18 protein-coding genes are annotated in these 26,858 nt (G+C 70.7%); 9 read left to right on the forward strand and 9 right to left on the reverse strand.

Annotated features, from left to right (window positions below; translation table 11 throughout):
• Window positions 1-54: 54 nt before the first annotated feature.
• From eccCa to mycP, 6 genes are all read left to right on the forward strand, one after another.
• Window positions 55-4,017, forward strand: a complete 3,963-nt coding sequence (eccCa, locus tag DL991_RS24750; protein WP_125786714.1) for a type VII secretion protein EccCa — start codon at window positions 55-57, stop codon at window positions 4,015-4,017.
• A 100-nt stretch (window positions 4,018-4,117) separates the two neighbouring features.
• Window positions 4,118-4,492, forward strand: a complete 375-nt coding sequence (locus DL991_RS24755) for a hypothetical protein (protein WP_125786715.1) — start codon at window positions 4,118-4,120, stop codon at window positions 4,490-4,492.
• Window positions 4,493-4,533: 41 nt separating this feature from the next.
• Window positions 4,534-5,913 (forward strand): hypothetical protein, encoded by a 1,380-nt coding sequence (locus tag DL991_RS24760; RefSeq protein ID WP_125786716.1) that lies wholly within the window; start codon window positions 4,534-4,536, stop codon window positions 5,911-5,913.
• 10 nt (window positions 5,914-5,923) lie between these two features.
• A complete protein-coding gene (locus DL991_RS24765; RefSeq protein ID WP_125786717.1) occupies window positions 5,924-6,358 on the forward strand; it encodes a hypothetical protein in 435 nt (144 codons plus the stop codon).
• A gap of 10 nt (window positions 6,359-6,368) precedes the next feature.
• Complete coding sequence (locus DL991_RS24770; RefSeq protein ID WP_233598959.1) at window positions 6,369-7,592, forward strand: hypothetical protein; 1,224 nt, start codon at window positions 6,369-6,371, stop codon at window positions 7,590-7,592.
• A 137-nt stretch (window positions 7,593-7,729) separates the two neighbouring features.
• Complete coding sequence (gene mycP, locus DL991_RS24775) at window positions 7,730-9,016, forward strand: type VII secretion-associated serine protease mycosin (protein ID WP_233598960.1); 1,287 nt, start codon at window positions 7,730-7,732, stop codon at window positions 9,014-9,016.
• Between the two features lie 550 nt (window positions 9,017-9,566).
• Here mycP and eccB read toward each other — a convergent pair.
• Window positions 9,567-11,000 (reverse strand): type VII secretion protein EccB, encoded by a 1,434-nt coding sequence (gene eccB / locus DL991_RS24780; RefSeq protein ID WP_125786718.1) that lies wholly within the window; start codon window positions 10,998-11,000, stop codon window positions 9,567-9,569.
• A 4-nt stretch (window positions 11,001-11,004) separates the two neighbouring features.
• Window positions 11,005-12,381, reverse strand: coding sequence for a type VII secretion integral membrane protein EccD (gene eccD, locus DL991_RS24785; RefSeq protein WP_125786719.1), 1,377 nt, complete (start codon window positions 12,379-12,381; stop codon window positions 11,005-11,007).
• Between the two features lie 101 nt (window positions 12,382-12,482).
• Between eccD and DL991_RS24790 the strand changes: the two genes are divergently transcribed.
• Window positions 12,483-13,901, forward strand: a complete 1,419-nt coding sequence (locus DL991_RS24790) for a protein kinase (RefSeq protein ID WP_125786720.1) — start codon at window positions 12,483-12,485, stop codon at window positions 13,899-13,901.
• A gap of 273 nt (window positions 13,902-14,174) precedes the next feature.
• On the opposite strand, the gene DL991_RS24795 is transcribed toward DL991_RS24790, so the two are convergent.
• From DL991_RS24795 to DL991_RS24810, 4 genes are read right to left on the reverse strand one after another with little or no spacing between them, the layout of a single operon-like run.
• Entirely contained in the window at window positions 14,175-16,346 is a 2,172-nt protein-coding gene (locus tag DL991_RS24795) for a transglutaminaseTgpA domain-containing protein (protein ID WP_125786721.1), read from the reverse strand.
• The gene (locus tag DL991_RS24800; RefSeq protein ID WP_125786722.1) at window positions 16,343-17,470 is read right to left on the reverse strand and encodes a DUF58 domain-containing protein; all 1,128 of its coding nucleotides are present in this window, start codon (window positions 17,468-17,470) and stop codon (window positions 16,343-16,345) included. The genes DL991_RS24795 and DL991_RS24800 overlap by 4 nt, the downstream gene beginning before the upstream one ends.
• Before the next feature lie 2 nt (window positions 17,471-17,472).
• On the reverse strand, window positions 17,473-18,426 hold the full coding sequence (locus DL991_RS24805; protein ID WP_125786723.1) for a MoxR family ATPase: 954 nt from the start codon (window positions 18,424-18,426) through the stop codon (window positions 17,473-17,475).
• Window positions 18,423-20,555, reverse strand: a complete 2,133-nt coding sequence (locus DL991_RS24810; protein WP_125786724.1) for a fibronectin type III domain-containing protein — start codon at window positions 20,553-20,555, stop codon at window positions 18,423-18,425. The genes DL991_RS24805 and DL991_RS24810 overlap by 4 nt, the downstream gene beginning before the upstream one ends.
• 238 nt (window positions 20,556-20,793) lie before the next feature.
• Here DL991_RS24810 and DL991_RS24815 point away from each other — a divergent pair, with 238 nt between their 5' ends.
• Window positions 20,794-22,110, forward strand: a complete 1,317-nt coding sequence (locus DL991_RS24815) for a type VII secretion protein EccE (protein ID WP_233598961.1) — start codon at window positions 20,794-20,796, stop codon at window positions 22,108-22,110.
• Here the strand turns inward: DL991_RS24815 and DL991_RS24820 are convergent.
• Complete coding sequence (locus DL991_RS24820; RefSeq protein WP_125786725.1) at window positions 22,103-22,579, reverse strand: TspO/MBR family protein; 477 nt, start codon at window positions 22,577-22,579, stop codon at window positions 22,103-22,105. The genes DL991_RS24815 and DL991_RS24820 overlap by 8 nt on opposite strands.
• Before the next feature lie 268 nt (window positions 22,580-22,847).
• Between DL991_RS24820 and DL991_RS24825 the strand changes: the two genes are divergently transcribed.
• Entirely contained in the window at window positions 22,848-24,986 is a 2,139-nt protein-coding gene (locus DL991_RS24825) for a tetratricopeptide repeat protein (RefSeq protein WP_125786726.1), read from the forward strand.
• On the opposite strand, the gene DL991_RS24830 is transcribed toward DL991_RS24825, so the two are convergent.
• Window positions 24,887-25,264, reverse strand: coding sequence for a hypothetical protein (locus DL991_RS24830; RefSeq protein ID WP_125786727.1), 378 nt, complete (start codon window positions 25,262-25,264; stop codon window positions 24,887-24,889). The two genes, DL991_RS24825 and DL991_RS24830, sit on opposite strands and share 100 nt — an antisense overlap.
• Window positions 25,249-26,451, reverse strand: a complete 1,203-nt coding sequence (locus tag DL991_RS24835) for a hypothetical protein (protein ID WP_125786728.1) — start codon at window positions 26,449-26,451, stop codon at window positions 25,249-25,251. Before DL991_RS24835 ends, DL991_RS24830 begins: the two co-directional genes overlap by 16 nt.
• Window positions 26,452-26,858: the final 407 nt, after the last annotated feature.

The following is a 26,858-nucleotide window of genomic DNA, read 5'->3' on the forward strand; positions in this document are numbered from 1 at the left end:
GCACGTTCCTGCCATCACGCCCCGCCCACGCCATGACCGGCGAACGATCGCGGTGTGACGACCATCGTGGTGAAGAGACCGGCCAGGAGGCCCGCCCCGGAGTTGCCGGCAGGCGAGCTGATCCTGCAAGCACCTCCGGAGATCCCGCCGCCGCCAGCGCGGCAATGGCTGCAGGTGCTGACGGTGATACCGATGGTGGCCATGATGGCCGCGATGATGCTGATGTTCTCCGGCAGCATGACCGGATCGATCCGGTTCGTCGTGTACGGCCTGATGGGCGTCGGCATGCTCGGCATGGTGGTGACCGGTTTCCTGCAGGGCGGCGGCCCGAGCAAGCGGGAGATGGGGCATGCCCGGCGCAAGTACCTTCGCCAGCTGGCCCAGCATCGGCTGCGACTGCGGCGCTCGGTGCGCGGGCAACGCGACGCGATGGAGTATCTGCACCCGGCTCCGGAGTCGCTGTGGTCGCTGGCCGCCAGCTACCGGCTGTGGGAGCGGCGCAAGGACGACCCGGACTTCGGCATCGCCCGGATCGGCACCGGTCCGCAGGCCCCGGCGACCACCCTGGTCTCGCCGGACACCAAACCGCTCGAAGAGCTGGAACCGTTGTCCGCGTTGGCTTTACGCCGGTTCATCACCACGTACACGACGGTCGACGGACTGCCGCTGGGAATCGCGATCAACGGCTTCAGCCGGATCTATCTGCGTGGTGACCGGGCGCGGCATCTCGGCATGCTGCGCGCGATGCTGGCCCAGCTGTCCACCTTCCACTCGCCCGACGACCTGCGGATCGCGGTGTGCGTCGGCGAGCGGGAGCGCGCGGAGTGGGAATGGATCAAGTGGCTCCCGCACGCGCTGCACCCGGAACGCACCGACGCGCTCGGTCCGCTTCGCCTTGTCGCACCGACGATTCCGGCTCTGGAGGCGATGCTCGAAGAGGAGCTGGCCAGGCGCCCGAGGTTCGACCCCGAGGTGGACACCAGGGTCTCCGGCCCGCAGCTCGTGGTCGTGCTGGACGGCGGCTCGATGGCAGGGTCGGACCACCTGATGACCGGCGGCGGCGTCGAGGGCGTGACGGTGGTCGACCTGACCACGATGCCGCCGAGGGCCCTGGACCGGACCACCGTGGTGCTGGCCGTGGCCGAGGACGGCGATCTGGTCAGCGAGACGATCGACGGCGAGATCCCGCTCGGCAAGGCGGACGCGCTCGGCGCGGTGGCCGCCGAAGGGCTCGCCCGGCAGCTCGCCCCGCTGCGGCTCACCGCGGGCGTGCGCGGTGACGCGCCGATGACCAGCGAACTCGGCCTCGCCGAGCTGCTCGAACTCGGCGACCCGTACGAGTTCGATCCGGCCGACACCTGGACGCCCCGGCCGAACCGCGACCGGCTGCGGGTCAAGATCGGGATCCACCCGGACGGGGCACCGATCGAGCTCGACCTCAAGGAATCCGCGCAGGACGGCATGGGCCCCCACGGCCTGCTGATCGGCGCGACCGGTGCGGGCAAGTCCGAACTGCTGCGGACGCTGGTGCTGGCGCTGGCCGCGACACATCCACCGAGCTCGCTGAACTTCGCGCTGGTCGACTTCAAGGGCGGCGCCACCTTCACCCGGCTGGACTCGCTGCCGCACACCAGCGCGGTGATCACCAACCTCGCCGAGGAACTGCATCTCGTCGACCGGATGACCGACGCCATCAACGGTGAACTGATCCGCAGGCAGGAACTGCTGCGCGCGGCCGGGAACTTCGACTCGCTGCGTGACTACGAGAAGGCCCGCGCGGCGGGCGCCCCGCTGCCCGAGGTGCCGACCCTGCTGGTGATCTGCGACGAGTTCTCCGAATTGCTGTCCGCCAAACCGGATTTCATCGACATGTTCGTCCAGATCGGCCGGTTGGGCCGGTCGCTCGGGGTGCATCTGCTGCTCGCCTCGCAACGACTGGACGAGGGCAGGCTGCGCGGCCTCGAAGGACATCTCTCCTACCGGATCGGGCTGCGGACCTTCTCGGAGATGGAGAGCCGGACGGTGCTCGGCATGCCGGACGCGTTCCGGCTGCCGAGGGCGCCCGGCCACGGTTTCCTCAAAGTGGGCACCGAACAGCTCGACCGGTTCCGCTCGGCCTACGTTTCCGGCGTTTACCAACGTCAGACCGGACGCGCGGCTTCCCTTACCTCGCAAGAACAACTGGTGTTACGCGAGTACACCACGCACTATCTGGCCGCTGAACTGGACACCGGCGACGAACCGGAGACACCCGAACCGGATCAGGACGCCGCGGTCGGCGAAACCCTGCTGGACATCCTGGTGGATCGGCTGCAGGGCCAGGGCACACCGGCACATCAGGTGTGGCTGCCGCCGCTGGACGAGTCGCCGACGCTCGACGCGCTGCTGCCCGCGCTCACCACCGACCCCGTGCGCGGGCTGACCACCGAGCGGCCCGGCGGGCTGCGGCCGGTGATCGGCATCGTGGACCGGCCGTACGAGCAGCGCCGCGATCCGCTGCGGCTCGACCTGTCCGGCGCGGCCGGGCACGTGCTGGTGATCGGCGCGCCACAGACCGGCAAGAGCACCACGCTGCGCACGCTGATCAGCAGCCTCGCGCTCACCCACACCCCGCGCGAGGTGCAGTTCTTCTGCCTCGACTTCGGCGGCGGCACGCTCGCTTCGATCGCCGGCCTTCCCCATGTCTCCGGGGTGTCCGGGCGGCTGGACACCGGCGCGGTGCGCCGTACCGTCGCCGAGGTGGCCACCGTGCTGGCGCAGCGGGAACGGCTGTTCGCCGAGCACGGGATCGACAGCATCGTCACCTATCGCAAGCTGCGTGCCGAGGGCCGGTTCGCCGACCAGCCCCACGGCGACGTGTTCCTGGTCGTCGACGGCTGGCAGACCCTGCGCAGCGAGTTCGACCAACTGGAAGAGACGGTCGGGGACATCGCCGCACGTGGCCTCTCCTACGGCGTGCACCTGTTGGTGAGCTGTGCTCGTTCGTTCGACCTGCGCATGAACGTGCGGGACCTGTTCGCCAGCAAGCTGGAACTGAAGGTCGGCGACCCGATCGACTCGCTGATCGACCGGCGCGCCGCCATGGGGGTGCCCTCGGGCGCCCCCGGCCGGGGCATTTCGATGAGCAAGCACCAGATGCTGGTGGCGCTCCCCCGGATCGACGGGTCCGCGAGTACCGAGGACCTGGTCGGTGGGATCGGCGCTCTCGTCGACGCGGTCCGGTCGGCCTGGCCTGGCGAGTCCGCGCCGCCGGTCCGGCTGCTTCCGGGAACGTTCCCGTTCGAGGAGCTGCCCGAGGCCGACGAGCTGACCGGCGCCGACGCCGGGCTCGCGGTCGGCATCCACGAGAAGGACCTTTCCCCGATGCGGCTGGACTTCACCGCCGATCCGCACTTCTTCCTGCTGGCCGACACCCAGTCCGGCAAGACGACGTTCCTGCGCACGCTGGCGCGCCGGATCGAGGGCGCGTACATGCCGAGCGAAGCCAGGATCATCCTGATCGATCATCGACGCGCGCTGCTCGGCGAGGTCGGCGAGGACTACCTGCTCGGATACGGCACCAACGACGCGCAGAGCGGCGAACTGCTGGCCGAGGTGGCCGCGTCGATGGCGAAGCGGCTACCCGGCGCGGACGTCACGCCGGAACAGCTACGGGCGCGGAACTGGTGGCACGGACCGGAGATCTTCGTGCTCGTCGACGACTACGACATGGTGGCCACGCACGAGAAGCATCCGCTGATGCCGCTGCTGTCGCTGGCGGCGCAGGGCTCGGACATCGGCCTGCACGTGGTACTCGCCCGCCGCTCCGGCGGCGCGGGCCGAGGGCTGTTCGAACCGTTCCTTTCCCGGCTGCGGGAGGTCGGCACGCCCGGGCTGATGATGTCCGGTGACCGGGACGAGGGTCCGCTGCTCGGTGGTATGCGCGCCCAGGTACTCCCGCCCGGCCGCGGCTGGCTGGTGGATCGCCGTGGCCACAAGGGTTTGGTCCAGCTCGCCTGGCTCCCGCCCAAGGTGTAGCAGACCGTGGCCGGAACCTGCCTGAGCCGCCGTCGCGGCCGCTGTCGCTGGTTGGCTTGGGAAAACACGAATATCCGAGGAACGGCACTGGAGGAAGTACATGGGTGGCAAGGTCGACGTGTGGATTCCCGCGCTGGAAAAGTTCGCGACCGAGGCGCAGAGAATCCTGCCCGCTCCGGCGATCGATCGGGAGCCGATCAAGGAATGCGGTGGCATGCCGGAATGTGCGGCACTGGCCGGCGCCGATCAGTTCGTCACCGACGCGCTGAAGTCCTTTCTGGAGAAGGCCGGCCCCGGCGTGCAGCTCTTCGGCGTCATGGCGGGCAAGAGCGCGAGCGCCTACCGGGCCGCGGGCGAGGCGGCACAGTCGGCGGTGCTGGCGCCCCCCAGCCCCCCGCCGCAGACGGAAACGGGCCCCGCGGTGGTGCCGCCGGACATCCCGTACCTGGGGAACCCGTCGGGACCACTCGTGTGACCGGACATGCCGCCCCAAGACACCCCGACAGGACTTGACCGATGGAATACGAAAAAGTCAATTTCGACGTGCAAGTGAAAATGTTCCAAGCGGAGCTGCAGTACACCTACCCCGCGCTGATCGCGGCCAAGGCCATGTGGGAGCAGGCGCGGACGTGGGTCGACGACGCCCAAGGATTGCTCCAAACGGCCAACAACAATCTCCGGGGCCCCAACTGGGACGATGAGGTGGGGCGGTCGTTCGTCAACTGGGTGGATGAGGTCAGCAAGGCAGGGCTCGGTTCTTGGGGAGGGCTGGAACAGGCACCGGCACCGGCACCGGCGGACGCGCCGAAGAGGCCCACCGGCAGCATCACCGAATCCGCCCTCTTCCTGAAGATGGACGCGCTGCAGGCCGAGATGGATGCGACCCGGTCGATCATGAACGCGTGGATCGGGAGGGTGAACGCCAAGACCGACCCGGACGAGCGAACGAAGGAAGCCGAACTGGCCCGGGCGGAGGTAGGCGGACGGCTGAACCAGGTCGCGAAGCAATACGTGTTCACCGGGCACGCCATGCTCGCCGCCCGGGGCCGTCCCTGGAACGGGCCGACCCAGCTCGGCTCGGGACCGGGCTACAACCAGGATTCCGGGCTCGGCAACGGCTCCGGTACGCCGAACGCCGGCGACCTTCCCGGGGAGGATCCGGGAACACCGGACCCCACGACGCCCGAGCAGCCGAGCGAACAGAATCCCACCAGCAGCCCGGTGGAAGACGCCACGGAAACCCTCAGCGCGCTGAGTGACGCGTTGTCGGCGGCCGAGCAGCTGCTCGGCGGATCGGGCGCCGGAACTCCCGAGCTCCCCGACCTTTCCGGCATCGACCCATCGAAACTGGGCGACTATGCGGATTACGCCGGTTACGCCGACGGCGGCACGTCCGGCCTTCCCTCGCTGGCCGGGATGCCGGACACCGCGGGGCTTTCCGGTACGGGCGGCTCCGGTGCGGGCGGCGGAACCGGTGTGGGCGGTGGTGCCGGAGCGATCCCCGGCCCGGGCAGCTCGATGCCAGGAGCCGGGCTGAACGCGGGTGCCGCACCGATGGTGTCCGGACTGGGCCGCGGTTCGGCCTCCGCCGCGGGTGCGGCGGGCGCGGGCGGGATGCCACCGCCGATGATGCCGAACAACGGGGCCGGGAAAGGTGAGAACGGCGGCATCAAACCCGGCGACGCGGAACGACCCGTCGGACGGCAACGCGGCAAACCCGCGGGAACGCCGGGGGTGCCGCTGCTCGGGCGGGCGGTCAACGGGAAACGGAAGTCGCCCCCCGCCGCGCCGCAACGCCAGTGGGACCCGGAGAGCAACACGGTGCAGCTGCTCGACGAGGAGCTGTGGCAAGTGAACCAACAGGACAACGCGGCGAAATTCCGCTCCGGACACTGAGGAGGGGCACATGCCCGGAACAGAGATCAACGGCGATCCCGTCGCGATGAGTGCGTTCTCCCAGCATCTCACCGCGCCCACGATGCCACCGTCACTGATGCAACGGCTGGGCACGATGCCCAGCCTGGCCGGTTTGTTCGAGGGCGTCGCGATGTCCTTGCTGGACAAGGCGGCGACCGCGAGCATGCTCGCGCTGCTGACCAAGATGACCGAGGAGATGGTGACCTACTCGGGAAAGGTCGGCGCGGCCGCGAGCGCCTACTCCGCCGCCGAGGTGGCCAGCGCGCTGGAACTGGCGAGCGCGACGGTCAAGGTCGCGAACCAGGGGTTGTCGATCCTCAAGCAGACCGCGAGCTCGCTCAACCAGGCGGACTCCGCCACCGGTGCCACCGATGCCACCGGCGCGGCCGCGCAGTCGTCCACCGTCCAGCCCGACTCGGTCTGAGGAGCGAACCGTGATCCCCTACAACATGCTGCCCATCGAGATGCACGTGGAGATGATCAAGGCCGAGAACGGCAACATCTCGGTGCTCACCGACGCGGCACGGATGTGGACAGAAGTGCGCGGCTGGATCGACGCGGCCCAGGTGGAGTTGCACACCAGAGTGGCCGAGCTTTCTCCACAGTGGACGGACGAGAACGGCCGGGCGATGGAGGAGAAGACCCAGCGGACCCTTGCCGAGCTGAAGATGTGGGGCGAGCGGATCGACGCGGCGCAGCCCGCCGCGGCGCTGAACACGCTCGCCACCTCGATCCCGGCGACCGCCGCGGCCGTCGCCGGTTTCTACAGCAGCTACCTCGCGGCGATCGGGATCCCGTTCGGCCTCGGCGCCGCGGCCGCGGCGGGCTTCCAGCAGTTGTCGGCCACCGCGATGAACACGCTCGCCGCCGAATTCGACATGTCGATCGGACAGGTGGTCGCCGCGTCCGGCGTGCGGAACCCGGCCGAAGTGCTGCCCGCGCAGCAGGTTTCCGCGGAGGGCAACTCTCCGACCGATGTGCTCAAGGCGGCCACCGCCGGGATGACGACGCTGCAGGAGCTGCAGGACCTCAGCTCGTCGCTGACCTCAGGCGGTTCCGGCGGGGCGACGGGACTCGATTCGTCGGCGCTGGGCCAGAATATTCCCGGCTGGTCCGCGGACGGCGGCCCGTCCCTGGCAGGACTCACGTCCACCGTGCCACCGGTCAACCCCGGTCTGCCCGCCGGTCTTCCCGGCGCGGGCCTGCCGCCGGTCTCCGGCGCGCCGGTCGCTTCGGGGCTCGGCCTGCTCGGCGCCGCCGGGACGGGCGCCGGCGGCCTGCCGATGTCGAAAGCGGCCGTGTCGAAACGCGCCGCGCAGAGCATCGCCGAAGGTGCCCCCACCGCGGCCGGGACGAACACCGGCGCGACCGCCAAACCGGCCACCGGTGGCGGCACACCACCGATGATGCCGCCCGCCTCCGGTCACGCTTCCCCTCCCGGAACCCTCCAGCCCGGGGCCGCGAACCAGCCGACCGGCCGCGCCGGCTCGTCGAGGAAGACGGCCGAGGGAACCGAGGGCGTGCCTGCCGAACTCCGCGGCCGTTCCGGCAGCGGAGATCAGGCTTTCGGCCGCCGGCAACCGAAACGCCCGCGCACCGGCGAATCGGAGTCCACCTCGGTGCAACTCCTCGACAAGGAGTTGTGGCACACCACGTGATGAGCTGATCGGGATCGGCGACGGCCGAGGGACGACGGGGCACCGGAAACGCCCGTCGCCCTCGGCCGTCGTCGTTCGGGTGGCCGGTTGCGGCCACGAACCTGTCTCCGAGCGGTATCCGCCCGGACGATTGCCTCATGAGACGACTCCGGATGTCCGCCGTCGCCGCCGTGATGGCCGCGGCGGCCGTTCAGGCCCTCAGCGGCGGGGGGATGGCGCACGCGGCGCCGCCGCCCGGCGTCTGCCACGATCCGGACCCGGCGCGGCCCCCCGTACGAGCACAACCGTGGGCCCAGCAATTGCTGAGCCCACAACGGGTGTGGCCGTACAGCAAGGGTTCCGGGGTCCTGGTCGCGGTGGTCGACTCCGGCGTCGACGCCGATCACCCACAGCTCGCCAGGCCGGGCAAGGTCCGCGCCGGCCGCGACTTCCATCAGGCGGGCTCCCTTCCCGGAGCGTTCGACTGTGTGTCGCACGGCACCGGCGTCGCCGGCGTCATCGCCGCCGATCCGGCGGCCGGTATCGGTTTCCACGGGGTGGCCCCGGACGCGGAGATCCTCCCGGTACGGATCAGTGACCGCGACTTCGACGACCGGGGCGGATCGCTCCGGATCGATCCGCAGGTCGTGGCCAACGGCATCCGCTACGCGACGGATCAGGGGGCGAAGGTGATCAATCTTTCCCTTGCCGGTCAAGACGACTTCGCCGTCATCCGGGACGCGGTCGCCTACGCGGTGTCCAGGGACGCGTTGGTGATCGCCGCGGCAGGTAACACACAGCGCGAATCGGCCACCGAACTTCCGTCCTACCCGGCCGCGTACGACGGGGTCCTCGGTGTCGGCGCCATCGACATCGACGGGGCGTTGATGCCCGGTTCCCAGATCGGCCGCTACGTGGACATCGTCGCCCCTGGCGCCAAGGTGCTCGCTCCGACGCGGGCGGGCGGGCACGTGTACACCGATGGCACCAGCTACGCCGCGCCGTTCGTTTCCGGCACCGCGGCACTGGTCCGGTCGGCTTGGCCGCGGCTGACCGCTCCGGAAGTGGCGCGCCGCTTGATGGCGACCGCGAACCCGGCGCGCGGCGGTCTGCACAGTCAGGCGTTCGGGGCCGGTGTGGTCGACCCTTACCGGGCGGTGACCGACAGCATGGACACCGACACCCCTGGAGCGTTGCCTGCCCTCGTTCCCACCCCACCGGACCAGGGACAGCTCGATCGCGCCGCGGCCCGTGAGAACAGCGCGACGGCGGCGAAATGGCTCACCGTCGTCGCGGGCGTCGCGATGGTGCTCGCGCTCCTGGTGGCGGTGCTCCGGCCGCGGGGACGCAGACGCGGCTGGCGTCCGGGCCGCGCGGCGGCGGTGGCCGCCGAACCGGCCGTCATCGAACCTCCAGAACAGATCTTCCTGCTCTCCAGGGAGTGACCGGACCGCCAGGTGTCGATGACGCCTGGCGTTTCTTGGCCGCACCCGCGGTGCGCGAGTTCCGCCTCCAAGCACGCGAGTTCGCGCGTGGGGTCGTGAGTGAGAAAAAGGGTTATCGAGGGGTAGGGCAAAGGTGTCGGGTCGCGGGGATTCGCTCGCGGCCGTGGGCACCCAGGTGTCGCGAAAGCCACTTTCGGGACCTCAGGCGTCGCGAAAGTGGCTTTCGCGACGCGTCTCGGCCACGGGTTCCGCGAAGGCACCGCAGTAGCAAAGGCCCCCTTCATCGCTACCGCACCCCTGCACCCGACGCTGCGAAAGCCACTTTCGCAACGTTGAACGTTGCCAAAGTGGCTTTCGCAACACAACCCACCCACGGGTTCCGCGAAGCCACCGCAGTAGCAAAGGCCCCTTCCTCACTACCGCACCCCTCCACCCGACGCTGCGAAAGCCACTTTCGCAACGTTGAACGTTGCCAAAGTGGCTTTCGCAACCCGCCACCTTCGCCTTACCCCCAGTAGACAGAAGATGTCCCTTGTGGACACTCAGGGCCTCAGCCGCCCAGGGTCTGGCGCCGGGCGGCGGCGGGATCGAGGCTCGGGCCTTCGGGCAGTCGCGCGACCAGGCCGGCGGGAAGCCGCACCGGCCGTGCCGACGGGTAGCCGAGCATCTTCAGCACGTCGGGTGAAGCCAGCGGATAGCGGCGCCCCAAGTCGGTCACGACCGTCAGCGTCCCGGCAGGAGCCTGCGCCGAAGGCATCGCCTCGACGACGATCGCGCTGCCGGGCGGCACGTGGACGCGGTCCGCGAGCGGGGTCCCGGACGCGGTCCGGCGGGCGGTGGTCGACATCGGATCCGCGGGCGGCAGCGTGGGATCGACGGTCAGCGAAGGGGCAGTGGAACCGTCGCCGAAGGTGGCGCACACGGTGGTGTCCTGGTCGCGCAGGCGCGCGATGGCCGGACGGGTGGCGGGTGCCGAGCCCGCTTCGGCCTGGACCGGGTCCAGTTGCCGGGACATGGTCGCCAGCGAAGGCGGCAGCGGCACGGTTTTCGGCTCCGTGCCGGGATAGGCGGCCATCATCTGGGCGCTCGCGCGCTGGACGTCGTACTGCAGTTCGGTGATGGGCCGCAGGGCGTCCCGTTCGGCGAGGTAGTGCTGCTGTCCGCCGCCGGAGGTCTGCACCATCAGCAGCATCCCGTTCCGGATGTCGGTCCGGCCCGGCACCGCGGTGGACACCTCGCCCGCCGCCGCCACCGGGAGCGGGCCGATCGGCGTGCCTTCCGGGAGTACGTCGAGCCACGCCCGGCCGACCCGCGCCCACGGCTCGGCGGTGAGCGCTAGTCCGGTGCCGACGGCGCCGTAGTCGTTGATCCGGTGCCGGTGCCCGCGCCATACGACGAACCGGTCGCCGGTCGACGTCGATTCCACCAGCAGCGCCTGGTCCCCCAGCGCCGCGCCGCCCGAAGGCGAGGCGCCCGCCAGCAGCACCGACTCCTCGATCCGGCTGCCCGCCAGGTCGCTCGCGGGCGCTGAGCACAGCGACCACGATCCGGTGAGCAGCTTTCCGGGGCCGGGCAAGCCGTCCGGTGCGTCGGCGATGCCGATGCGGGGCCCTCGCGGGACTCCGGCGAGCGAGTCGCGCGAAACCCGTTCCGTCGTGCCGTGTTCCCCGAGCAGCAGCAGCGCGGACGCGTAGTTGGCGACGGGATGCAGCCGTTCACCGAGGTAGACGTAGCGGGTCCCGCTCTCCTTCTCCACGATGACGGCGGCGTTCTTGCGCCAGGCGTTGTTGCCGCCGGGCACGATCATCCCGTAGACCCCGACGCAGGCCAGCGCCACGATCGCCAGCGCGACACCGGCGAAGGCGGCACCGGACGGACGGCGGAACGGCGGCTGCTCCGGGTCGGTCTCCCTGGTCACAAGCGCGGAAATGGCTCGCTGCACCAGGAATTGGTACGCCTGCAGTTGATCTCGTTTGGACGCCATGGTTTCAGCCCCCCAGTCCGCGCACGTAGCCGTACAGGCCGAGCACCGAACACGCCACCGGGACGACGGCGATCGTCACCAGGATCTCGAAGTACTCGGCGATCCTGCCGAGGTACGGGTTGGCGGCGCGGGTGCTCAACACGACGCCGGAGGCGATCACGCCCGCGGCCACCGCCAGTGACAGCGGACCGGCGAGGACGAGCAGCAGCGAGCGATCCGCCATGAGCGGCCCCGCCAGCAGGCATCCGGCGCCGAAGATCCCGGTCACCAGTAGCGGCACCCGCTGCCGCAGGATCGGGTACAACCGTGCCCGCACCAGGAAACCCGCCGCGAGCAGGGCGACGAGGACGACCGCGGCCTCACTGTCGCTGCGGATCAGCTGCATTTGGCAGTACATGACGACGATCGCCGCACCGCCCAGCATCCCGGTGAGCAACGCGTCCGCTCTGGCCACGGCGGCGTGCACGAGTTCGAGTGGTGGCTGGGGATCGTCGCGGACGAGGTCCGCGGTCGACCGCGGCAGCACCGGCATCGGCACCCGGCCGAGCCGCAGCGCCAGCGGAGCGAACGTGGTCGAGAGCATGAGCACGCCGCCGCCGATCACCGCCGCCGACCGGTAGCCCGCCAGATCGTCGAAGGTGGCCAGCCAGCCGCCGAGCACCCCGAGCAGCCCGACGGTGGCCGCCCCGGTGAACAGTTCCGGCGCGGCGACCACCCCGAGCCGGCCGACGACGGCCGCGAGCAGCAGCGCCGCGCTTCCCAGCAGCAGATGACCGGCGGACAACGCGCCGATCGGGTCGTCGCCCGCCAGCAGCAGACCGCCGCCGACGAAGGCGAACGGCAGCGCGACGGCGGCGACGACCGCACCTGCCCCGGCGTCACGCAGTGCCCGCGCGAGCAGGACACCCGCGGTCAGGAGCAGCGCGGAAACGGCGAGGGACCACGCCGCCGGCGTCGTCCACGGCGGTCCCGCGCGCACCACCGCGACCAACCCGAACAGGGCGGCCGCGGCACCGGCCGCCAGCCCCGCACGGCGCGTATGCCGCGGCCCCCAGGCCCGGCCGCCCGATCCGGTGGCGATCGCGTCCACGAGGTCGTCGTACTCGAGCTCCGGCCATTCGGCACGGCGCGGCGTCAGATGGAGGATCTCCCCGTCCCGGACCCGGTGCGCGCCCAGCGTCCGGTCCGGATCGAAGGCGGATCCGTCGGCGCGGCGCAACTGCCAGCCGCCGCCGGCGACCCCGTCGTCGGCCATCCCCTCGCCCGCCCGCGCGAGCAGGCCGGGGAGGATTTCGGCGACGGACGCGTGTTCCGGCAGCGCCATGTCGATGCGCCGGTGCGGAGTGGTGATGGTGACCCTGACCAGGCCGGCAGTCTGCATGGGAAAAGAGTCGGCCAGCGGACGGGCCACCGGGCCCCGGCGGCAGGAACCTGCCGCCGGGAAAGTACGCCGAATCGGGCTTCTTGCGCGACAATGGGGTCATGAGCATCGAGACAGGCGTCGGCGGACCGCGGCTACTCGCCCAGGGTCCCATCGCCACCGTCTACGCGGGCCGGGATCCCGTCACGGGCAACGACTTCGCGGTCAAGATGTTCCCCGGCACCTTCGACCGCGAGACCTCCGCGTGGCTCGAGCGCGAGCGGAAGGCGCTGACCGCCGTACGGGCGACGCGTTCGGTCCTGCAGATCGACGAAGTCCTGACCCGGTCGGGCCGGTCCGGTATCCGCCGCGAACTGTGTCCCGGTTCACTCGCCGGTCTGCTGGATTCCGGTGCGCGGCTGGGTGTTCCCGACGTGCTCGCCCTCGGCGCCGCGATCGCGTCGGCACTCGCCGCGGCGCACGGAGCGGACGTCCTGCACGGCGGGGTGAGCCCGCACAACGTACTGTATCGCGCGTCCGGCGAATTCGTGCTCGCCGACTTCGGCGTGGCTCTGCGGCGGCGATTCCCGCGCGATCCGATGTACGCGGTCGAGTACACCGCGCCGGAAACCCTGCGCGACGACACGCTTTCCCCCGCGTCCGACCTTTATGGACTCGGCGCGGTGCTCTACGCCGCGCTGACCGGAACGCCGCCCTTTCCCCGGTACACCGGGCAGCAGCCCGGCGAGCGGATTCTCCAGGTGCTGCGGGAACCGGTGGCGCCGATCAAGGAGACAGGTGTCCCGAGGGAACTCTCCGCGACGATCCTCCGGTTGCTGGCCAAGGAGCCGGCCGACCGCCCGCGCGACGTCGCGTCGCTGGCACGGCTGTTCACGAAGCTGCGCTCGCCCGGCGGCGAGGTCGTCACCGGGGAATCCTTCGACGTGCCAAGCGAAGAAGAACCTGTCGACGTCGAATTCGACGACTTCGCCGAGGCGCACCGGCCCGTCGCCGCGCCGGTACACGCGGCTCCGGCGCCGGTCCAGGTGGTGCAGGCGCCGCCGCCGGGTGGCCGCACCCTGATCCGGGAGTTCAGCGGTCCGCTCAAAACCGAACGCAAGCTCCCTTGGAAGACCGTCGCGCTGGCGGGCGCGGGCGTGCTCGCCGCCGGGCTGGCCGTGGTGCCGCTGGTCCTCGGCCCGGCGGAGATCGGCGGGCAGGCCGTCCCCGTGGCGGCCGCGATCCCTCCGCCCTCACCGGTTTCCGCGCCGGCGCCGGACGTGAAGCTGGCCCTCGCGCCGCCGAAGGACCAGAGCGATCACGTGCAACTGACCTGGACCGCGGAAGGCGAACTGGACTTCGTCGTGATCATGGCGGGCGAGCGGATCGAGACGAAACAGCTCGTCGCCCACCGCCAGCGCAGCCTCGACGTCCCGGTCGACCCCGCGCGCCGGTACTGCTTCCAGCTCAGGGCGACCGACGGCCGCCACATCTACACCACCGCACCGGTCGCGATCCGCGGCGCCCGCTGCAACCCGTGAGCGACCTGGCCGCGGCCAGTACCGAATCGACGGGTTCGCGTGATTGAACGGACGACACACGTGATCCGACGGACGACACACGTGATTGGACGGACGACACGCGCGCGGCCGTGCTCCGCCTCGTGTCGTCCCTCCAATCACGCGTGTCGTCCCTCCCGACACGTGTGCCGTCCGTCCGATCACGCGATACCGCCATCCGCGCTCGCCAGAAAGGCGTAACTCGCGTGATTGGGGGCGTAACTCGCGTGATCGGGGGCGTAACTCGCGTGAGCGTCAGCGATCTTCGCGGGACTTGATCGGCACCAGGGTCCGCGGCTCGAGTGCCGCCAGCACCCGAGCCGCGAACGGTCTGGTGGCCAGGCCCCGGCGTACCTCGCCGACCTCCTGCCACGCCCGCCGGACGGCGCCGTCGCCCACCGGGACACCGGACCACAGCGTCACGTCCAGCACCTTGGCCAGCCGGGCGACCGGCTCGCGGATCCCTTCCCCGGCGAGCGATCCGGCCGATTCGGCGAGGTCGCGCGGGGTCATCCCGATCCGGAACGGCACGCCGTGCGCGCGCAACCGGTCGCGGATCTCGTCCCAGGCGCCGAGCACCCCTTCGGCACCGGAGCGGCGGCGTCGCCGTCGCGCACGGAAGACCTTCGCGGCCGGAACCCCGAAGAGCCACATGAGTCCGAAAAGGACGACCCCCGCAGCGACGGCGATCCACCACCGGCTCGCACCCGCGTCGGCGGTCTGATCCTCGGCGTTCTCCGACGGCGTTCCCGGCGGGAGCTGAGGCGGCCGCAGTTGCTGTTCGGCGGGCAGCTGGGCCCTCGCCTTGGCGACCGCTTTGCCGGGGCCCGCCGAACTCTGGGCGGCCTTGCCCGCCTTGGCGGTCGGGTCGAGCGCCACCCAGCCCGCCCCGGCGACCGCGACTTCCGGCCACGCAAGGACGTCGCGGTTGCGGACGACGTGCATCCCGCCGTCGGTCTCGGACGGACCGCGGAACCCGACGACGAGCCTGGCCGGGATGCCGTTCATCCGCGCCAGCGCCACGTACGCGGCGGCGAACTGCTCACTCGTCCCCCGCTTGCTCTCCAGCAGGAAGTGCCGCAGCTGTGGCCAGCCGTGCCCGGTCGGCAGCTCGTCGGTACCCGCCGCGACCTGATAGTTCGTGCTGAGGAAGCGTTCCAGCTGCAACGCGGTCTGGAACGTCGGGCGCAGACCGCGTACGGCGTCCTTGGCCACCTGCTCGACGTCCGGCGGCACCGCGCCGAGTCCGCCGAGACCGCCAGGGGCCCGCGCGTCGACCTCGCCCGAACCGAGATCGATCTCGGGCGAAGACCAGCTCAGCCGGTAGTTCCGTTCGCGGTCCGCCGACGGCGACTCCAACATCAGGGTGCCCGCGGACTGGTCCACCAGCGGTGTCACACCGTCCACACCGGTCAGTCCCTGATGACTCGGCAGCCAAGGCCCCGAGAGTCCGCGCACCTTCAGTTCGGCGGTGCCACCCATGCCACCGGGAGCTCCGTCGAGGCCCGCGCCGAGCCGCTGGAACCGGGAATCGGGCAGCCAGTTCACACCGTCGAAACCGTTCAGCACGATCAGCCGCCACTGCTCGACCGGGGTGTCACCGCGGTAGCGGAACACCTCCTCGTCCGGCCGGACGAGTCGCTGGGCGATCTCGTTCAGCGGGTTGCCGAGCCTGCCGCGCGGCGGCGGCGCGGCCTGGGTGTCCTTGAGCGTCAACGGATCACGGCCGATCGGATCGAGCGCGGCGAACGCGACCGCTCCGGCGACGAGTGCGACCACAGTGGACAGTGCGGGCCAGATCGCCGATCCCGTCACCCGCCAGGACCGCGACACCCCCGGTGCCCGGCTCGCGGACCGGACGCGGCGACCCGACCACAACAGGAGTCCGGCGGGCAGCGCGTATCCGAGCGCCGCCGCCATCGCGACGACACCCGTCAACGCCTGGTACGCCTGCGCGAGCCCGGCGACGGCCAGGCTCGGCACGAGCGCGACCAGCGGCTTCTTGAGCCGCAGCACCAGTTCCAGCCCGAGCACCACGGCCAGCAGCACCGACAGCGGGACGAACAGCAGCTGTTCGGGGATCGGCCGCGCGGGCCAGGTGGACTGAAGGGTGAGCTGCCAGCCTTCGGTGAAGCCGCGCGCGATCCCTTGCAAAGAGGCGCCCGTGGGAAGGAACGCGAGCGTGGTCGAGGTCAGCACCGTCTCGATCAACCCGAGCAGGCCGAACAGCGCGACGAGCAAAGGCCGGTAGGGCACGAGTTTCGGGAACTTCGCGGTCAGCTCGGCGCAGCCGTAGCCGACGAGGACGACCACGAGCACCGGGACGAGCAGCGGCGCCCAGCCGAACACGGGCGCGAACAGCAGTCCGGCGACGCCCGTCGCGCCGAGCAGCCCGGCGACCGCGATCCGATCGAATCCGGCGCTCATGCCTTCGCCACCAAGGAATTCCATTGGGCGGCCGCACCGGCGGCGTCGACCGCGATGATCACGCCGCCGGACCCCGCAGACGGCCTGAGGTCACCGAGCCGGACCACGGTGTCGGGCCGCCAGCGGGCCGCGTGGCCGAGATCGGCGTCCGGGCCGGTGATCACCACCAGCACTCCGCCAGGGCGTTCGGCGGCCGCCAGCACCGAGGGCAGCAGCGGCGCGTCGTCCGCCGCGTCCTGGGTGACGAGCGCGAGTTCGTCCAGCAACGTCCTCGCCGCGCGCACGCCGCTGTCGGTCAGCGTGTCCGCGCCGGCGGCGGTGATCAGACGACAGTGCTGTCCCGCCGACGCCGACGCGTAGAACAGGGACGCCGCCACCTCGACGGCCTCTTCGAAAACGGCCGGGCTCATCGACGCGGGCCGCGTGTCGAGCACCGCGGTGAACCGGGGCTGGGCGGGGTCGGCGTACTCGCGCACCATGAGCCGGCCGGTCCTGGCTGTCGCCTTCCAATGCAGATGCCGGACCTCGTCTCCGACCACGTACTCCCGCACCGCGCGCAGATCCGCCGAACCTCGCAGCGGCGGGTCGGTGATCGGACCTTCGTGGTGGTGGCGTGGATGACCCGCCTGCGCCGCGCGCACCGAATGCCGTCGCGGATGCACCCACAACCACGCGGTACCGCCGACGGTCTGGTCGCCGCGGGCGAGGTCGAACAGGTCGGGCCGATGCACCACGAGCGGGCCGACCCGCAGTTTCCCGCGGGTCGTCGTCGGCAGTTCGTAGTGGTACGTCGCTTCCGCGCCGGGGGCGAGCGGGCGGACCCGCAGGCGATGCGTTTCGCTCCCGATCCCGTCGCCGGCGGCGAAACCGCCGTGCCGCCGCGCACCGGTGTTGCGCACGACGAGCGAGGCCAGCGCGGGTTTCCCGCGCTCGACCCTGTCCGGCTGGACGGTGCGGCCGATCTCCACCCGAGGCCGGAATCTGGTGGTGGCCAACGCGATCAGCACCGCACCCGCCGCGATCCCCGCGAAGGCACGGAAGAACGTGTACCCGGCCAGTTCGCCGAGGGCGTAGAACCCGGCGGCGAAGGCCAGCACGATGACGCCGCGGCGGGTGAGCCGCACGCCTACCTCCCCATCGCGGCCATGGGAGCGGCCGTCGCGCCCAGGAGTTCGTCGACGATGTCGGCGGTCCGGCGCTGGTTGAGTTCCGCGTCGGGGCTCAGCACGAGCCGGTGGTCGAGCACCGGATGCGCGACGTCCTTGACGTCGTCCGGGGTGACGAAGTCTCGGCCGAAGGTGGCGGCGAGCCCCTGTGCGGCCCGGATCAGCGCGATGCTGCCACGCGGGCTGGCGCCGTAGCGGACGTCCGGATGCGAACGGCTCGCCGCGGCGAGGCGCACCGCGTAGTTGACGATTTCCGGTGCCAGATGGGACTTCCGGACCTCGTCGATGACGGACTGGACGTCGGCGATGGTCAGCACCGGCTTCAGTTCGTCCGGCGTCACCCCGGCGCAGTCCCCCATCACCACGCGCATCTCGGATTCCAGATCCGGGTAGCCGACCGAAATGCGCATGAGGAACCGGTCCAGCTGCGCTTCGGGCAGCCGGTAGGTGCCCTCCAGTTCGATCGGGTTCTGCGTGGCGACCACGAGGAACGGCCGCGGCACCGCCTGGCCGACCGAATCCACGGTGACGCGGCGTTCGGCCATCACTTCGAGCAGCGCGGCCTGCGTCTTCGGCGTACCCCGGTTGATCTCGTCCGCCAGCACCACGTTGGCGAAGATCCCGCCGGGGTGGAACTGGAACCGCTCGTTGTTCTGGTGGTAGACCATCACGCCGGTGATGTCGCCGGGGAGCAGGTCCGGGGTGAACTGGATGCGGTTCCACCGGCCGCCGATGCTCGCGGCGAGGCAGCGCGCGATCGTCGTCTTCCCGACGCCGGGCACGTCCTCCATCAGCAGGTGTCCTTCGGCGAACAGCGCCGCCACGGTGAGCCGGACGACCTCCGGTTTGCCGCGCACCACCGATTGCACGTTCTCGGCGATCTGCTCGAAGGCGACCCTGGGTGTGAGCGTCACAGAACTTCCTTTTCCTTTCGTCGGCGCAAGCCGACCAGTGCCAGCGGGCCGAGCCAGAGCAGTGCGCCACCGGACACCGTCGGCACTCCCCGCCAGGTGTCCGTGGCGGTGCCCGCGGACGTCTTGATGGTCGCGGTGACCGTGATGGTGCCGATCCACGTGACACTGGCGATGGTCAGGGTCGTCGCGCCGGAACACGGTACCGGCTTGGTCTCGGCGAAGAATTCGGCGGTGCAGGTCGCGGAACCGCCCTTCCCGTCGGCTATCACGGAAACCAGCAGCTTGTCGTCCTTGCCCCGCACCTGGGTGATCGTGATCGTCGGCGGTCCCGAGACGACCGGCACCGTGACCTTCCTGCTGCCGGTGGTCCCGGTGAGGTTGGCCCCGGAACCGAACCTCGTGACCGCGCGGACCGTGACGGTCGCCGTGCCGGTGACCCCGGTGAATTCCGCGGACCTTGCCGTGACCGTGCGCTCACCCTTGCCCGTCACACTCACCAGATAGTGCACCAGTGTGCCGCCGCGCAGGTCGGGCTGGGTCCAGCTGACCGAAACCTTCCCGGCCGCGGTGGCGTTCGCGGTGACGACCGGTGCCCCGGCGGGCCGGTTCGCGGGTCCCGGGATGACCACCTTGGCGCTCACGCCAGGCCCGATCCCCGCCGAGTTCTCCGCGACCACCGTGATCACGTACGGGGTTCCGTTGCGCAGCCCGGAAATCGTCGTCCCTCGTGACGATCCGCCGACCCGGGTAGACCCGCCGGTCCAGGTCAGCCGGTAGCCGGTGATCCGCGCGCCGTTGTCCGCGGCCGGGCTCCACGAGACCTTGATCGAGCCGTCCCCGGACGACGCGCTCACCTTCCTCGGCGCACCGGGCGGAGTCGCCTTCGCCACCGGCGGGGGGGCCTGCTGGGTGTTCGGAGGTGCCTGCTGTCGCTGTTCCTGCTGCGGCGGGGGCTGGTCGCCGGACGGTTCCGGTTCGGCCGACGGCGCGCCCGCGGTCTGGCTGTTCGCCGCCTTGTCGACGTCGACGTCGACCACCGAGCCGTCGTCGCCGTTGACGACCAGCACGTGCGAGCCGTCGGAACTGTCGACGTAGATCCGGTTGTCCTCGCCCTTGGCGAGCCTCGGTGCCGTTCCCTGGCCGGGCACCTTCGCGGTGGACTTGAGCTTGCCGGCGACGTCGTAGGTCAGCACCTCCCCTCGCGTCTCGTCGACCATGGCGACGACGTTCGACGAGGAGAGCGGGCCGTTGAACCGGCTGCCCTTGGTCAGCTCGACCGAAATCGGCTTCGCGGCGGGGCGGTCCTGGTCGAGTCCGCTGATGTCGATGAGGTGCAGCTGGTTGCGCTCCGGGTCGGCGATGGCCAGCCGGTCGCCGACGGCGCTGTTGGCGACCTGCGCCGACGGCGAGAGCTTGATGCCGAGGGGAAGGGCTTCGCCGAGGCCGTCCAGGCCGACGCGGTGGAGGCTGTCGCCGGTGGTGTCGAGCACGACCGGCCGGTCGCCGACCAGGGTCAGCCCGCCACCGTGCCCGGGCGGGAGCTGCGCGGGGCAGGTCATGACGGCGGCGCCCTTGGGCAGCTCGCAGATCGCGCCGTTGTCGACGCGGTGCGCCCACACCGTGCCGTCGTTCGTCGCGACCGGCCGGGACAGTGGTCCCCCTGCGGGCACTGTCGCGGCCGGGTCACCGAGGCGCACGATCTGGCCGGCGTTGCGGTAGACCAGGTACGGGCCGCCCGCGATCTCCATCACGAACGGGGTTTCCGGCGCGGGCGGCGGCGTGGACTCCTCGACGCTCAGCGTCGCCTTGTCGAACTGCGTGACGCGGTTCCGCTCGACCACGTAACCGGAATCGTCGCCCTGCACGACCTGGCTGCCGTTCGCGGCGCCGGGCACGTCCGCGCGCGCGTCGACCCGGTTCGTCGAGCCGTCGACGTGGAACGCGGACTGGGCGGCGTCGTTGTAGACCCAGTGGCCGACCTGGACGAACTCCAGCCGTTCCGGCGTCGACGCCTGTCCGGTGACGGCCAGGCCGACCAGCGCCAGGCAGCCCGCGACCACCAGCGCCACGGCCATCCTCGTTCTGGCCACCACGCTGAACCGCTTCGTGCCGCGCTCATCGGTGTTCACGCGATCAAGCTAGAGAGTGACCATGAAATTTCGATGAAACAGCCTGTCTCCGGCTCGCGGCCGCTTGTCATCGAAACCTCATGTTCACCCGGCAGGCTCGGTTGCACACGGCTATGAGTGCCGGTCGGCGGAGCCGAGATGGGATCGAAAGACACCAGACGCGTGGAAGACCAGGCCGCGCCCTGCCGACGTCGATCGCGGACGCGGGTTCACCAACGGACTCTGAGGAGGCACGACGATGACCGATCTCGGCGCGGCCAGGACGGACGGGCGGTACCAGACGCCGCCTCCGCCGCTTCCCCAAGCGGGGCCTGCCGTATCGCGGGCGGCGGCCATTCCCGACTCGCTCGCCTACGCGGCGCCTGCCGCGCGGGCGGCCGCACGTGAGGCGGCGCTGGCCGCGCTCACCGCCGCTCGCCAGGCGGAGCACCAGCCGCGTTGGTCCGCGGCGGTGCCCGTACCCGCTCCGGCGCCCGGTCCGCCGCGGCCGAATCCGCCGGTGCCCGTCACCGGCCGCCGGCCCCGCCGGTTCGGCGGGATCGGGATGACACAGATCGTCTGCTGGCAACTCGTCCTCGTCGCGCTCGTCCTGGTGGCTGGGCGGCCCTGGCCGCTGGTGACCGCTGTGCTCACCGCCGCCGCGGTGGCCCTCGCGCTGACCTCCGTGCGGATTCGCGGACGCTGGCTCTACTCCTGGCTCGGTTCGGCGTCGGGTTACCTGACGCGCGACCGCGACCGGGATCTCCGGCACGCTGGCGAAGCGGGCCGGTCGCTGCTGCACCTGCTGTCGCCGGAAGCGACGGGGATCACCGGCGAGATCGGCGACGAGACGGTGTTCATGGTCAGCCGCGCCGACGGGATCACCGCTGTGCTGCAACCGAAGTCGGCCGTCCGTGAGCGGCCGATGCCGTCACCGCTGACCTTGCTGCCGCCGTCGCGGGAACAGGCCTTGGACGTCGCCGCGCAGGTCATCCACCACGTCGGCGCGGACCGCTCACGGCCGCCGCGCGGCTGGGTCGCGCTGCAGGCGCTGCGCACCGTCGACGTCCACCGGGACGCCGACGTGCGGCAGGCACTCGGGAACACGATCCGGCGCGTACGGCGCCAGCTTCGGCGCGACGGGCTACCGGTGCGGGCGCTCGCCGAAAACGAGGTCCTCGGCGCGCTCGCGTCGCTGGCGCACGTCACGGCGGGCCGGGCGCGGATCCGGGAGGACTGGCGGTTCTGGCACAGCGGCCCGATCTGCCAGGCGACCTTCCACCTCGACGGCTGGGACGCGCTTTCACCGGCGCTCGCGGCGGATCTGACGCACCGTCTGCTCGCCGCCGCGCCCGGCACGGCGGTGACCCTCGCCGTGACCGCCCACCGCGGTGCCGCCGATTCCGAACCCCGGGTCAGCGCGTCGATCCGGATCGCCGCCGCGGGTGCCCATCCGGTGGAACACGCGGTGCGGGACCTGGAACTCGCCGCACGCCGGGGCGGAGTGACCCTGGACCGGCTCGACGGCAGGCACGCCAAAGGGGTGGCCGCCACCCTGCCGATCGGCGTCAGTTGAGCACGACGATCGCGACGGTGAGCGCGGTCGCGTACAGCGTCCAGGCGAGGTACGGCAGCAGCAATGCGGCGGCGACCCGGGAAGACCGGCGGAAGTACAGCGCGGTGACGACGATGGCGACGTCGAGCACGAGGATGTCGGCCAGTGCGAGGCCGTACGCGCCGGCCGCGAAGAACAGCGGCGTCCAGGCGGCGTTGAGGACCAATTGTGCCGCGTACCAGACCAACCCGCGCCGTTCGCCGCCGGATTTCCAGTACAGCCAGCCCGCCACCGCGATCCCGAGGTACAGGACCGTCCACACCGGACCGAACAGCCAGGCGGGCGGCGCGAACAGCGGCAAGTCCAGTCCACTGTAGACAGACCGGGCGCCGGACGCGGCCAGGCCGCCGACGAGCGCGACCGCCGCGACCGCGACCAGGAACGGAAGGAACGCCAGCGGCGCGCGGAGTCGTCCTGGCATCGTGGTCATTCCCGGCTCCTGTCTTCGGCTCGTTCGAGCGTAAGTCAGGGAGCACGTCCTCGCAGCGCCGATCCGCGCCGCACCAGTCGATTACCTACACCGTTCGGGTGGCCTGGGCACGGAGTGCAATACCCGCCGTGATCTACCCGGACGATAGCTCGACACGAGCCCGATCCACGCCGATCAGTAAGTCGAACATCACATTCAGCTTCGCTGTGAAAGCGGTACCGCGGCGGGCCTCGTGTGACCAGACTCGGTGCAGGGGGTGCTGCTCGGAATGGACTCAGGTGACAGACGCGAGAACACGATAACCGGAGACGTCTCCGGAACCGCGGTACAGGTCGGCGCCGTTCACGGCGACATCTTCCTCCAACAGGGGGTCAAGCCGGTCATTCCGCGTCAATTGCTTCCGGTGTCCTCGTCGTTCACCGACCGGGAACGGGAACTGACCGCGCTGACCCGGTTGCTCGACGACGACCAGCGGCAGGGGCCGGCGCTGGCGGTGATCACCGGATCCGGCGGAATGGGGAAGACGGCGCTCGCGTCGCGCTGGATCACGAATCACGTCGACCGTTTTCCCGATGGCCAGCTCTACGTGAATCTGGGGGCCTTCAGCGCCGACGGGCCGACGACTCCCGACGACGTGCTCGGCGGTTTTCTCCGCGCGCTCGGCGTGCCCGCGGAGCAGGTGCCCGCCGAGATGGCGGAACAGGCGGCCATGTACCGGTCGGTCACCGCCGGGAAGAGGTTCGCCGTCCTCGCCGACGACGCCGACTCCGCCGCGCAGGTCCGGCCGCTGCTGCCCGCGTCGCCGGCCAGCGTCGTCGTCGTGACCAGCCGATGGCGGCTCGGCGCACTGGCCATGGACGGCGCGCGGGCGCTCGTCGTCTCCCCGCTCGACGAAGACGCGGGTTTGCGGCTGCTCGAAAGAACCGTCGGCACGCAACGGGTAACGACCGAACCCGAACGCGCCCGGGAATTGGTCTCGCTCTGCGGTGGTATGCCGATCGCCCTGTGCGTGGCGGCAGCACGGCTCTCGACCCGGCCCCAATGGCCGATTTCCCGGTTGGTGGGCGTGCTTTCCGACGAAAAACGCCGTCTGTCGGGTCTCAAGATCGCCGACGAAGCAGTGGTGCAGGCGAGTTTCGACCTTTCCTTCGACGGACTGGACGCGGAGACGGCGCGGGTCTACCGCCTGCTCGGTCTCCACCCTGGCCGCGAGTTCGGGCTCGGTCTCGCCGCGGCCGCGATCGACCGGCCCGCGACCGAGACCGAGGACGCGCTGGACTCCTTGGTCGTTTCGAGCCTGCTGACCGACATCGGGCCCGACCGGTTCCAGTTCCACGATCTGACGCGGGTGCACGCACGGCAGAAGGCGACCAAGACGGAAGACCAGTCGACCCGATCCGACGCGCTGCGGAGAATGCTGAACTGGTATCTCGACCACGTCGCCGAAGCCGATCTCGCCATCATCCCGCACCGCCATCGGCTCAGCCCGCGACACGAACACGCGGAGCCATCACGGTTCTCCGATTCCCGGGGCGCCTTGGACTGGGTGGAGCAGGAACTCGCGAACGTCGTCGCGACCATGCACACGGCCGTCGAAGAGGGCTGGTGGCAGGAAGTCTGGCAGTTCTGCGAAGGTTTGTGGGGTTTCTTCCTCTACCGCAAGCATTATCGCCAGTGGGAGACGACGCACAAATGGGCGGTGGACGCGGCGCGGCACTGCGCGGACCCCGCCGCGGAAGCGCGCATGCACATCCAGCTCGGCTACGCCTATCTCAACACCGAGAAGTTCGAAGACGCGCGGACACAATTCGCGGCCGCCATGGAGGCTTCTCGAACGATCGACGACCCGGCCGGTGAGGCGACCGCGTGGGAGCACCTCGGCGTCGTCGCGCAAAGCACCGGCGACCACCAGCGTGCGCTGGAGTACTTCACCCGTGCCCTGCGGCTCGCGGAGCGGGCGGGACAGCACCGCGGTGTGGTGCTGCATCTGAGACGGATAGGAGAAGCCAGCGCGGCTTTGGGGCGGACGCAGGAGGCGATCGGTCACCTGGAGCGCTCCGCCGCCGAAGCACTGGCGATCGGCGACGTCGTCCTCCACGCACGGGCACAGACACGGCTCGGCAACGCCCACCTCACCCTGGGGCGGGCCGGCGAAGCCTCCCGGCTGCTGGAGGAAGCGGCGGCGACGTTGCACAGTTCCGGCGCCGATCCGTATTACGCCGAAGCGCTCGAAAGTCTCGCGGAATGCGGGCTGCGCGAGGGCGACACTCACGCGGCCCGCACCCATCTCCAGCTGGCGCTGGAGATCTACCGTCGTTCGAGGGATCCCAAGGCACATCGGGTGGAAGCGCGGATAGCGGCGATCGCGGACGACACCGAAAGCCCTTCCTGGCCACTGCCGGAATAGCGGGGCCAGCCATCGATACCGGACCCGGCCGGGCCAGGGACGAACCGGTGATCCCGGAAGCGGATCAAGCCCCCGGCGATGACCGCCAGCGCTCCGGGCAACGCACCCAGCACGTCGTCCGGCGCGGCGGCGCAGATCACCAGGTCCGCGCGGCGCAGCCAGGCTTCGGATGTCTTGCCCGCCCAGGCGACCAGCACGTGGTCCGGCAGCCCGCATTCGTCTGTCCACCGCACTTCGACGACGGCGCCGCGCACCCGCGCCCTCATCTCTCCGGCCATTCTCTGGTGAGCAGCGGAACCGGCGTGACCTCGGCCGGACGGTCCGGCTCGGGCATCGCGAGGATCCGGTAGATCTCCTCGCGCAGCCGCGCCGCCGCCTCCCCCGGCATCGAGGTGATCCGTTTCTCGATGGCTGTACGCCGCGGACCCCCGGTGATGAGTTCGTCCACCTGCCCTCGCAAGGACCGCGCGGGGTCGAGAACGGACGCGGACTTCCAGAGCAGGTCGGCGAGACTCCCCTTCCGGACGTCGAGTACGGAGCCGGGATTGAGCAGGACCGGCTTCCCCAGCCCCGCCGCGTACTGCGTCACCGAGCCGTGGTCGCCGATCACGCAGTCCGACGCCACCAGCGCGGCCCGCCAGCCTTCCTCCGGGGGCAGTAGCCGGATCCCGGCTTCGAGCGCCTCGGCGAGCCACGCGCGCACCTGGCGGGTCCCGTGGGCCGACCACGTCAGCGGGTGCAGGGCCACCATCACCCGGTACTCCGGACCTCGCAGCACCGAGGCCAGCCGGGTGATCAGGTCCAGGTTCCCGCCGAACAGGGAATGCGGGGACCAGGTCGAACTGATCATCACCAGCTTCCGGTGCGCCTCGATTCCGGCCGAGTCCCGATACCTCAGTCGCAGCGGCATGCTCGCCCGGATCCTGTCGTAGCAGACGTCGCCGGCGACGACGACCCGCGAAGCAGCCTCGGGAAAAGCCCGGCACATCCGCCTGGCGTCGTCCTCGTGGGCGAACACCATCGCTTCCGGGACCACCCTGCCGTCGCGGACGAGCAGATCCCTGGGATGTCCCGCGATCCCCGTCCCGTGCGGACTGACCCGCGACCGGATCCCGCCGGTGCCGTGCGGCAGCACCAGCACCGGCGCCTCCAGTTCGTCGATGCCCACATGACTGGACGCGAGGGCCAAGTCGAAGCGCATCCGCGATGCCTGATGCCATGGCAGAACGAGGCCTCCCGAACGACGCAGGTACTCGTCGACCCCTGGCCACGTGTCCGGGCCGTCGGGCGTGGTGAAGGCGATCTGCACCCGGGCGTCCGCCTCCAAAAGCGGCAGTACGTCCGCCAGCCGGGTACCCGCTGTCATATGCGGCACCACCGCGAGCACCCGGCGGCACCCCGTCCTGGTCAGCCATCGCTCCGCCGTCCTGCTTCCCGGCACACGCGCCCACGAGATCCCGGTCATCGTCGCCCCCGTCCCGCCGCCGACGAAATCCGCAGTCGTCCCGCCATTCCCGCCTCCACTCGTTTCAGTGATTCATCGTCACTGCGGAAAAGAGTGGCGGCCCGATCGTTCAGCCTCCTGTTCCGGGAATAACACCGCCCTTTCACGGGATGCCAGAGACATGACAGATTCCTGTCAGGCGTGCTTTGACCTGGTCAGATCCGGATCCACCTGCGAAACTCGACCGTGGGAGCGCGGTCACTCCGGTGACACCTTGGGAGGGGAGGCGCCGTGGAGCAGCACATTTCGCTCGGCTTTCTCGGCAAGACAATCGTTCGGATGCACGGTCGTTTGACCGTGCAATGGGGAAGAGCGCAAGAACACGCGGTCCTCGCCGTCCTGCTCGCACAGGCGGGGCGGCACATTCC

The organism is Amycolatopsis sp. WAC 01375 (genome assembly GCF_003947325.1).
In the GTDB taxonomy this organism is placed as follows: domain Bacteria; phylum Actinomycetota; class Actinomycetes; order Mycobacteriales; family Pseudonocardiaceae; genus Amycolatopsis.